General features: G+C 70.6%; 10 protein-coding genes and 3 pseudogenes. 9 read left to right on the top strand and 4 right to left on the bottom strand.

From position 1 onward, the window contains the following. A pseudogene (locus AC1DOC_RS16240) lies at positions 1-192 on the top strand (insulinase family protein); the annotation flags it as partial. Between the two features lie 24 nt (positions 193-216). Here AC1DOC_RS16240 and AC1DOC_RS16235 read toward each other — a convergent pair. Further along, positions 217-1134 carry a LysR family transcriptional regulator ArgP gene (locus AC1DOC_RS16235; RefSeq protein ID WP_478084514.1) on the bottom strand — a complete coding sequence of 306 codons (918 nt, stop codon included), beginning with the start codon at positions 1132-1134 and terminating at the stop codon, positions 217-219. An 81-nt stretch (positions 1135-1215) separates the two neighbouring features. Between AC1DOC_RS16235 and AC1DOC_RS16230 the strand changes: the two genes are divergently transcribed. The 7 genes and pseudogenes from AC1DOC_RS16230 (at position 1216) to AC1DOC_RS16200 (ending at position 6032) form a co-directional block, all read left to right on the top strand. Continuing rightward, entirely contained in the window at positions 1216-1851 is a 636-nt protein-coding gene (locus AC1DOC_RS16230) for a LysE/ArgO family amino acid transporter (protein WP_478130082.1), read from the top strand. 27 nt (positions 1852-1878) lie between these two features. Then, the gene (locus AC1DOC_RS16225) at positions 1879-2541 is read left to right on the top strand and encodes an RsmD family RNA methyltransferase (RefSeq protein WP_478079411.1); all 663 of its coding nucleotides are present in this window, start codon (positions 1879-1881) and stop codon (positions 2539-2541) included. A gap of 43 nt (positions 2542-2584) precedes the next feature. Beyond that, positions 2585-3088 carry a pantetheine-phosphate adenylyltransferase gene (coaD, locus tag AC1DOC_RS16220; protein WP_015867138.1) on the top strand — a complete coding sequence of 168 codons (504 nt, stop codon included), beginning with the start codon at positions 2585-2587 and terminating at the stop codon, positions 3086-3088. A 10-nt stretch (positions 3089-3098) separates the two neighbouring features. After that, positions 3099-3746, top strand: coding sequence for a 5-oxoprolinase subunit PxpB (gene pxpB / locus AC1DOC_RS16215; RefSeq protein ID WP_319433088.1), 648 nt, complete (start codon positions 3099-3101; stop codon positions 3744-3746). Continuing rightward, positions 3743-4741: a 5-oxoprolinase subunit C family protein gene (locus tag AC1DOC_RS16210; RefSeq protein ID WP_478079412.1), complete on the top strand. Its 999-nt coding sequence runs from the start codon at positions 3743-3745 to the stop codon at positions 4739-4741. The genes pxpB and AC1DOC_RS16210 overlap by 4 nt, the downstream gene beginning before the upstream one ends. A gap of 70 nt (positions 4742-4811) precedes the next feature. After that, positions 4812-5552 (top strand): 5-oxoprolinase subunit PxpA, encoded by a 741-nt coding sequence (gene pxpA, locus AC1DOC_RS16205; RefSeq protein WP_015867135.1) that lies wholly within the window; start codon positions 4812-4814, stop codon positions 5550-5552. Between the two features lie 8 nt (positions 5553-5560). Continuing rightward, positions 5561-6032, top strand: a pseudogene (locus tag AC1DOC_RS16200) (pyroglutamyl-peptidase I family protein). On the opposite strand, the gene AC1DOC_RS16195 reads toward AC1DOC_RS16200, so the two are convergent. Continuing rightward, positions 6020-6739 carry an alpha/beta fold hydrolase gene (locus tag AC1DOC_RS16195; RefSeq protein ID WP_436036827.1) on the bottom strand — a complete coding sequence of 240 codons (720 nt, stop codon included), beginning with the start codon at positions 6737-6739 and terminating at the stop codon, positions 6020-6022. The pseudogene AC1DOC_RS16200 and the gene AC1DOC_RS16195 sit on opposite strands and share 13 nt — an antisense overlap. 108 nt (positions 6740-6847) lie before the next feature. Here AC1DOC_RS16195 and AC1DOC_RS16190 point away from each other — a divergent pair, with 108 nt between their 5' ends. Next, positions 6848-7540 carry a histidine phosphatase family protein gene (locus AC1DOC_RS16190; protein WP_478079414.1) on the top strand — a complete coding sequence of 231 codons (693 nt, stop codon included), beginning with the start codon at positions 6848-6850 and terminating at the stop codon, positions 7538-7540. A 6-nt stretch (positions 7541-7546) separates the two neighbouring features. Here the strand turns inward: AC1DOC_RS16190 and AC1DOC_RS16185 are convergent, their stop codons facing one another. Together AC1DOC_RS16185 and AC1DOC_RS16180 are read right to left on the bottom strand one after the other, a co-directional pair. Next, positions 7547-9124 (bottom strand): N-acyl-D-amino-acid deacylase family protein, encoded by a 1578-nt coding sequence (locus AC1DOC_RS16185; protein ID WP_478130081.1) that lies wholly within the window; start codon positions 9122-9124, stop codon positions 7547-7549. Between the two features lie 123 nt (positions 9125-9247). Next, positions 9248-9580 (bottom strand): annotated as a pseudogene (locus tag AC1DOC_RS16180) (tetratricopeptide repeat protein); the annotation flags it as partial.

Below are 9580 nucleotides of genomic sequence, written 5' to 3'. Positions count from 1 at the left end.
CCGCTGCTGCTGGACAGCAACCGCAAGCTCATCGGCAATGTGGCCAACATCGCCTGGCACGACCTGCCGCTCGACTATCTCGACACCTGGACCGCGCGCATGGATGCGGTCACGGCGGCCGACGTCCGGGCTGCCTTCGCGCGCAAGCTGCAGCCCGAACGCATGGTGACGGTGGTAGTGGGCGGCAAATAGGGCCGCATTCCAAGGCCGCGTTTTTCAGCGCAGGGCGTGCGCGCCGCTTGCGGCGGCCGCGCGCACCGCCGCCTTGAGGCGTTCGAGCAGCTGCGGCGCGGCGCGCGCCTGCTGCCAGTAGAGCGGCACCTGCAGCGCCGAGCCGGGCACCAGCTCCACCAATGCGCCCGCGCGCATCGCGTCGGCCGCCATGCTGGCCGGCAGCATCCCCCAGCCCATGCCGGCGCGCGCCGCTTCGACGAAACCCTGGGCCGATGGCAGCCAGTGCCGCGGCGTCTCGATGCTGCGGTGGCAGATGCGCCGCACCCAGCGTGCCTGCAGCCGGTCCTTGCGGTCGAACACCAGGCTCGGCGCATGGGCCAGGGTGCGCGCACCCACGCCCTTGGCGAAGTACCGCTCGACGAACTGCGGGCTTGCGGCGGCCACGTAGTGCATGGCGCCCAGCGCCTCGCTGTTGCAGCCGGCCACCGGTTGCGCGAGCGCGGTGACGGCCGCCAGCACCGCGCCGCTGCGCAGGCGCTCGGCGGTGTGGTCCTGGTCGTCCACGGTCAGGTCGAGCAGGGCGGATTCTTCCTGCCTTGCAAAGGCTGCTGCGGCCGCCATGAACCAGCTGGCCAGGCTGTCGGCGTTCACCGCCACGCGCACCGTGACCCGTTCGGCTCCCTCGCCGCTTCGGCCGCCCATGCCGAGTGCCGGCAGCGCCTCGCGCAGCTCGTGTTCCAGCATGCCCACGCGTTCGATGTGCCGGCACAGCTGCTGCCCGGCTTCCGTCGCGATGCAGGGCTGGCCGCGCACCAGCAGCGCGCCGCCCGTGCGCTCCTCGAGCAGCTTCACGCGCTGCGAGACGGCCGAAGGCGTGACGTGGAGGGCGCGGGCCGCGCGCTCGAAGCTGCCTTCGCGCACCACGGCGGCCAATGCATTCAGGGCGGCGTAGTCGAGCATGGTTCGCGTGGATTAGAAAAACTGAACATGGCTTAGGAAGTTTAGTTTGAATTAATGCAGCCGAAGCGGCAAGCTGGCGCCATGGTGATCGAACAAATCTCTGCCGCATTCGTCAATGGGTTCCTCATGAGCCTGGTGCTCATCGTCGCCATCGGCGCGCAGAACGCCTATGTGCTGCGCCAGGGGCTGCGGCGCGAGCATGTGAGCGCCGTGGTGCTGTTCTGTGCGGCGAGCGATGCCCTCCTGATCACCGCCGGCGTGGCTGGCATGGCGCAGGCGCTGAAAGGGCGGCCCGCATTCGCCACCGCACTCGCCGGCCTCGGTGCACTGTTCCTGGGGGCGTACGGGCTGCGCGCGCTGTGGCGGGCCCGGCAGCCCGGCACGCTGCAGGCAAAGGCCCAGGGCGTGTCGCTCTCGCGCACCGCCGTGCTGGCGCAGGCGGCGGGCTTCACCTTGCTGAACCCGCATGTCTATCTCGACACCGTGCTGCTCGTGGGCAGCACCGGCGCCCAGTACGGCGGGGCACTCAAGGCCTGGTTCGTCGCCGGCTCGGCGATTGCGAGCGCGCTGTGGTTCTCGGCGCTGGGCTTCGGTGCGCGCTGGCTGGCGCCGGTGTTTGCGCGGCCGCGCGCCTGGCAGATGCTCGACGCGCTGAYCGGCGGCACGATGCTGCTGCTTGCCGCGTTGCTGGCGCGGCGGGCCTTGCTCGGGGCCTGAGCCCGRATGCGGCGTTAAGCTTGCCGCATGCCCCAGAAGAAAGCCGCAGCCGCCAGGCGCTCCCCCTCGACACCACCGCCACCGCCGCGATCGAAGTCGCTGCCGCACGAAGTGCGCATCATCGGCGGCCAATGGAAGCGCAGCCGCCTTCCGGTGGCCGACAAGCCGGGCCTGCGCCCCACGCCCGACCGCGTGCGCGAGACGCTGTTCAACTGGCTCGCAAGCATCGCGGGCGCCGGCGGCGGCGAACTGCCGGGGTGGCATTGCATCGATGCCTTCGCGGGCACCGGCGCGCTCGGCCTGGAAGCCGCGTCGCGCGGCGCCGCGAGCGTGCTGCTCTGCGAACAGGACGCCGCGCTGGCGGCCCAACTGCAGGCCGCCAAGGCCAAGCTTTCGGCCGAGGCCGTGCGCATCGAGCGCGGCAGCGGGCTCACCGCGCTCGAGCGCGCCCCGGCGGGCAGCCTGGATGCGGTCTTTCTCGATCCGCCCTTCGAGAGCATCGTCCTCTACGAACCCGCGCTGCGGGCCGCCGCGCGCGCCATGAAAAGCGGGGGCGCCGTCTACCTGGAGGCACCGCGCCGCTGGAGCGACGAGGAGCTGGCCGCGCTCGGCCTTGTTGGTTTTCGTTACCTCAAGGCAGGGGCGGTGCACGCTCACTTGCTGCGGCAGGCCGCGAACGGGACTGCATAATCCGCCGAACAAGCCGCACCGGCTGCATGAGGAAGAAGCAACCATGGCCAGCAACGTGATCGCGGTTTATCCCGGCACTTTCGATCCCATCACCCTCGGCCACGAGGACGTGGTGCGGCGTGCAACCCAGCTCTTCTCCAAGGTCATCGTCGCGGTGGCGGCGGGCCATCACAAGAAGGCGCTGTTCAGCCTGCAGGAGCGCATCGAGATGGCGCGCGAGGCCGTGAAGCCCTACAGCGACCAGGTCACGGTCGAGAGCTTCTCGGGCCTGCTGCGCGACTTCGTGGTGGCGCGCGGCGGCAAGGCCATGGTGCGCGGCCTGCGCGCCGTGACCGACTTCGACTACGAATTCCAGCTCGCGGGCATGAACCGCTCGCTGATGCCCGACGTCGAAACCGTGTTCCTCACGCCCAGCGACAAGTACCAGTTCATCTCGAGCACCTTCGTGCGCGAGATCGCCATGCTCGGCGGCGAGGTCCACAAGTTCGTCTCGCCCGATGTGGAGAAGCAGCTCGCAGCCAAGGTGCGCAGCCTCGGTCGTGAGTAGCCGGCTCCCCTTGCCGCGCCTGCACCCGTTGGGCGATGCGGCGCTGCTTTGCGAGCTGGCGCCGCCCGCCACGCTGGCGCAGCAGCAGCAGATCTGGGCGCTGGGCGCCGAGGTACAGCAATGGGCCGGCGTGGGCGAGGTGCTGCCGGGCATGAACAACCTCACGCTGACCTTCGATCCGACCGCGATCGAGATCGAGGCGCTGATGGCGCGCGTGAACGAGGCCTGGCCGCGGCTGTCGGCCACGGCCATCGAAGGCCGGAGGGTGGAGATTCCGGTGGCCTATGGCGGCGAGCACGGCCCAGACCTGGCCGATGTCGCGGCGCACACCGGGCTCACGCCGGCCGAGGTGGTGCGGCGCCACAGCGCGGCCGACTACGTGGTCTACCTGCTGGGCTTCCTGCCCGGCTTCGCCTTCATGGGCGGGCTGCCGCCCGAGCTTGCCACGCCGCGCCGCGCCGAGCCGCGCACGGCGGTGCCTGCGCGCTCGGTCGGCATCGGCGGCGAGCAGACCGGCATCTATCCGCTGGTGTCGCCGGGCGGCTGGCAGCTGATCGGCCGCACCTCGCTCGAGCTCTTCGATCCATCGGCCGAGCCGCCCACCCTGCTGCGTCCGGGCGACCACGTGCGCTTCGTCGTCGAAAGCGTGCAGACATGATGCTGGTGCACAAGCCCGGCATGCTGGCCTCGGTGCAGGACCTGGGGCGGCATGGGCACCGCCAGCTCGGCATCTGCCCCGGCGGCGCGCTCGACGTGCTGGCGCTCACACTGGCGAACCGGCTGGTCGGCAATGCCGACGGTGCAGCCGGCCTCGAAATCACCATGGGCGGCTGCGAGACCCGCTTCGAGACCGCCACGCGCATCGCGCTGGTGGGCGACGGCTTCGGCGCCCGGCTCGACGGCGCGCCGCTCTGGCCCTGCTGGAGCGTGCCTGTCGCGGCGGGGCAAACGCTCAAGCTCGCGGGCGCCAACGTGGCTGGCGCCAAGAAGGCCGGTTTGCGCAGCTGGCTCGCGGTGGCGGGCGGCATCGACGTGCCGCCGGTGCTCGGCTCGCGCAGCACCGACCTCAAGGCCGGCTTCGGCGGCCACCAGGGACGCGCATTGCGCAAGGGCGACCGGCTTTCGCTGGGCGCCATGCCGCTGGATGCTGCCCGGCTCGCGCGGCGCCCGTTCGGCCTGCGCGGTCCGGACTGGGGCCCCGAGGAAAGCGATTCGGCCATCGCCCTGCGCGTCTTGCCCGGCCCCGAGTTCGACCAGTTCACCGTGGCCTCGCAGGCGCTACTGTGGAGCGAGCGCTGGCGCATCACCGCGCAGAGCAACCGCATGGGAAGCCGGCTCGCGGGCGCCGAACTCAAGCGCCGGCGCAGCGCCGACATGCTCTCGTCGGGCGTCATTCCCGGCACGATCCAGGTGCCGCCCTCGGGCCAGCCGATCATCCTGATGGGCGACGCGCAGACCACCGGCGGCTATCCGCGCATCGGCGTGGTGATCCGCGCCGACCTGTGGAAGCTCGCGCAGGCGCCGCTGGACGGCCGGCTGCGGCTGGTGCAGGTCGACATGGCCGCGGCGCTCGAGGCCTGGGCCGGGCAGCAGCGCTATCTTGCGCAGGTCGCGCAAGGGCTGGCGGCAGCGGGCTGGACGAGACCGGCATAGACTGTGCGAGCAGCGCAGGCGCGCCGGCTGGCCCGGCGTGCCGGCCCGTCTTGAAGAAGGAACCCACCCCATGCAAATCGACCTGAATGCCGACCTCGGCGAAGGCGCCGGCAGCGACGAAGCGCTGCTCGGCCTCGTGAGCTCGGCCAACATCGCCTGCGGCTGGCATGCGGGCGACGCCAAGACCATGCGGCAGTGCGTGCGCTGGGCCATCGCGCACGGCGTGGCCATCGGCGCCCATCCGAGCTTTCCGGACCGCGAGAATTTCGGCCGCAGCACCATGCACCTGCCGCCCGACGAGATCGTGGCCAACGTGCTCTACCAGGTCGGCGCATTGGCCGCGATCGCCAAGGCCGAGGGCGGCCAGCTCTCGCACGTGAAGGCGCACGGCCAGCTCTACAACCAGGCCGTGAAGGAGCCCGAACTCGCCGACGCGCTCTGCGAAGCGGTGCGGCGCTTCGATCCCTCGCTCCGGTTCTTCGGCCTTGCGGGCAGCGGCATGATCGACGCCGCGCGCCGTGCCGGCCTCACGCCGGTCGAAGAGGTTTTTGCCGACCGCGGCTACATGCCCGACGGCAGCCTGGTGCCGCGCAGCCAGCCCGGCGCGCTGATCGAGGACGAGGAGCAGTCCCTCGCCCAGACGCTCTCGCTGGTGCGCGACCGCAAGGTCAAGGCGATCGACGGCAGCATCGTGCCGGTCAATGCCCAGACCGTGTGCCTGCATGGCGATGGCGCCCACGCGCTGGCCTTTGCGCGCCGCATTCGCGAGCGCCTGCAGCAAGAGGGCATCGCGGTTCGCGCGATGGCCTGATTCAAGCCATGGCGCAGCGAACCAACGTGCTTCTGACCGGCTTCGATCCGTTCGACCGCGAAGCGCTCAACCCGTCATGGGAGGCCGTGCGCGCGCTCGATGGCTGGCAGTGCGGCCGTGCCACCGTGCGTGCGCGCCAGATGCCCTGCGTGTTCGGCCGCGTATTTCTCGACGCTGCCCATCAAAGCCATGGTGCGCGACCTGCGTGCGGCAGGCATTCCGGCGTCGGTCTCGAACACGGCCGGGACTTTTGTCTGCAACCACATCTTCTACGGCCTGATGCACCGCATCGCCACGCATCCGGCGGCGGGGCTGCGCGGCGGCTTCATCCACATTCCCTACCTGCCCGAGCAGGCGGCGCGTTTTCCCGGCGCGCCGAGCATGTCGCTGGCCACCATGGTCGAGGCGCTGCGCATCGCGGTGGCGACCGCGCTGGCTGTTGAAAAGGACGTGGCCGAAACCGGCGGTCAGCTCCACTGAGCGAGCCAGCCGAGCAGCGCCGCATTCACGGAAGCGGGCTGCTCCATCGTCAGCATGTGGCCGCATTGCGGCACCCACACCACTTCGGCATGCGGCACCAGCGCCGCGATCTCGCGCGTGCAGTCGGGCGGGGTCAGCCGGTCCGTGTCGCCGCACACCAGCAGCACCGGCGCACGCAGCGAAGGCAGGTGGGTGCGCGCGTCGGGGCGCCGCATCACCGCGCGGTTCTGGGTGATGAGCTGCTGCGTGCCGGCGTCCAGCACGATCTCGACATAGCGCTGCACCAGCGCCTCGTCGGCGGCCTGCGCGGGGTGGAAGGCGAACACCACGTTCGGCTCGATCACGTCGCGCAGCTCGCCGCGCTCGAACAGTTCGATCGCGCTTTCGCGCAGCTCGTACATCTCGGGCGCCTCGGGCCGTGCGTTGGTGCCCAGCAGCGCGAGCCCCGCGATGCGTTCGGGCGCCTGCCGCGCAGCTTCCATCGCCACCATGCCGCCCATCGACGCGCCGCAGAGCAGGAGCGGGCCGGGGTTCTCGCGCAGCACGGCCGCGGCCATGGCTTCGATGGTGTCGTGCCGCATGTGGGCATCGGTCACGCGCGTTTCGAACAGGGGCTCGAGCGCGGGAAGCTGGGCCTCCCAGATGCGCTCGTCGCAGGCAAGGCCGGGCAGCAGGACAAGGTGGGGCATGACCGGATTTTGCGCCATCGCCCGCGCAGGCGAGCGCGGTGCCGTTCGAGCTGCAGGTGGCGGCGCTGCAACAGATGCCGCCACCCAGGTCCCGAGCGTCACGCACGCAGTGGAGAATGGGCGTCCATGCCCACGCCTTCACCCGACTCCGCGACCGAACTCATCCTGATCCGCCACGGCGAAACCGCCTGGAACCGCGAGCTGCGCTTCCAGGGGCATGCCGACGTGCCGCTCAACGACATCGGCCACGAGCAGGCGCGCCGCCTCGGCCTGCGCCTGGCGGGCGACACCGCGCAGCACATCATCAGCAGCGACCTCATGCGCGCGCAGCAGACCGCCGCGCCGGCCGCGCAGCAGCTGTCGCTGCCGGTGGTCACGTCGGTGGGCTTGCGCGAGCAGTATTTCGGCATTGTCGAAGGCATGCGGGCCGACGAGATCCAGGCACTGCATCCGCGGGCCTGGGAGCAATGGCTGGAGTTCCGTGAGGACCACGCCATGCCCGAAGGCGAAACGGCGCGCGAATTCCACACGCGCATCGTCGCGGCCATCGGCGCGCTGGCGGCTGCGCACCGGGGGCAGCGGCTGGTGGTCGTCACGCACGGCGGCGTGCTCGACATGGTGTGGCGCACCGCGCGCGGGCTCAGCCTCAGCGGGCCGCGCCAGAGCGACATTCCCAATGCGGGCTTCAACCGCATCCGCATTGCCGATCCCGCCGTGCCCGACGTGATCGAGATCGTCGACTGGGCCGACACGCGGCACCTGGCCGACCTGCCGCCGCAGCCGACCTACGACCAGCGGCGGCATCTGAAGAAGAGCTGAGCCGCGTCAGGTGCAGCTGCCGGCCTTCGGCGTGCGCAGCAGCGGCTGGCCCGCGCCCACGCCCGTGGGCTTGCCGGCATCCACCGCGAGGCGGCCGTTCACCAGTACCGTGACCACGCCCTCCGACAGCAGCGTCGGCTGCGTGTAGGTGGCCTTGGCGGCATAGCGCGCGGGGTCGAACACGACCACGTCGGCGTAGTAGCCCGGCCGCAGGTGCCCGCGCTGTTCCAGCCCCAGCGTGTCCGCGGTCAGCGACGAGCTGCTGCGGATGAACTGGCCCAGCGAGATCGTGTGCTCCTTCACCACGTACTGGTCGTACTTGCGCGCGAAGGTGCCGTAGGCGCGCGGATGGCCCAGCGAGGAATCGGAGGAGGTCATGACCCATGGCCGCTTCATGAACGCGCGCACGTCGTCGTCGCTCTGGTTGAAGGAGGCGATCATCAGGTCGCCGTCCCGCAGCACGGCGATGGCGGCATCCACCGGGTCGGCCCCCGAGGCCTTGGCCACGTCGGCCAGCGTCTTGCCCACATACTTGGTGCTGCCGGCCGAAAACAGGATGGTCTCCGGACCGCCGCGCAGGCGCAGGTTCTCGCGCATGCCGGTGCGCAGGCGCTCCTGGACGGCCGGGTCATCGAAGCGCTTGAGCATCGCCTCGCGCCCGCCGTCGACCGCCCAGGGCGGCACGAGCGCGGCCGAGAAACGCGTGCTCGATGCCGTCCACGGGTAGTGGTCGGCCGTGATGTCGAGGCCGGCGGCACGCTCCTTCTCGATGCGGCGGATGATGTCGCCGCTCTGGCCCTGCACGTCCACGCCCAGTGCCTTGATGTGCGCCACATGCACCGGCAGGCGGGCTTCGCGGCCGATGCGGATCACTTCCTCGATGGAACCCTTGAGCCCGATGTTGTACATCGACTCGTCGCGGATGTGGCTGTCGTAGAGGCCGCCGTGGCGGGCCGCGACCTTCGCGAGCTCGATCACTTCCTCGGTCTTCGAGAAATTCTGCGGCGGATAGAAAAGCCCGGTCGAAAGCCCCAGCGCGCCGTCGCACATGGCGCGGCTCACGTGCCGGCGCATGGCGTCGAGCTGCTCGGGCGTCGGCGTGCGATTGGCTTCGCCGAGCTGGTCGATGCGCACGGGGCCGAAGCCCACGTACATGGCGACGTTGGTTCCAACGGGCGCCGATCGCAGGCGCTGCGTCTGCGCGGCAATGTCGAAGCCGCCGAAGCCGTCATTGCCGATGACCGCGGTGGTCACGCCCTGGGTGAGAAAGGGAATGTTCAGGCGCTTGCGCGGATCGGTGGAATGCAGGTCGGCATCGGCGTGGGTGTGGGCATCGATGAAGCCCGGTGCCACGACGAGGCCGGCCGCGTCGATGGTTCGCCGCGCGCTGAACTGCGGCGGCGCCTTCCGGCCCGCGAAGACGATGCGGTCGCCCACGATGCCGACATCGCCCACCACGGGCTGGTCCGAATCGCCCGTGTAGACGGTGCCGCCGCGCAGCAGCAGGTCGAGTTCGACGGGGGCATCGGTCGCAGCTGGGGCTGCGGACGAGAGGCCTGCCAAGGCCGCGGAGATGGCGAGCACGACAACTGGTTTCTGCATGGGAAAGGAACCGGAGCGATGTGGAGCGGGCAGTTTAGAAGTCGCCCCCGCGTGTCCGTTAATTCCTTTTGCGCCAACTCCCATGACCGGAAGGCATGGCCTTTCTCAAGGACGGGAGGCGAGCTGCCCGAGGCCGAGCCGCGCATAAACCTCGCCGGCCTGGCGCCGCAGGCGCAGCGATTCGGGCTGGCCGTTGAGCTGCTGCTGCAGGATGCCCTGGGCACCCGCGAGCGCGGCCTGGCTGCCGGTGCGCACGAGCGCATCGAGGTACACCTGCTCGAACAGGTCGCGCTGCGCATGGCTGCCGCCGATCTCGAGCATGCGCGGAAGGGCGCTGCCGAGTCCTTCGATGGCGGCGGCGAAATCGCCGCGCGCATGGGCAACGAGCCCGCGCGCGGCCGGCACGCACACGCTCTGCCAGGCGGCGCGCGTGGAGAC

This window comes from Variovorax sp. 01T439_2 (assembly GCF_056398445.1).
This window is presented reverse-complemented; position numbering and strand designations above follow the sequence as displayed.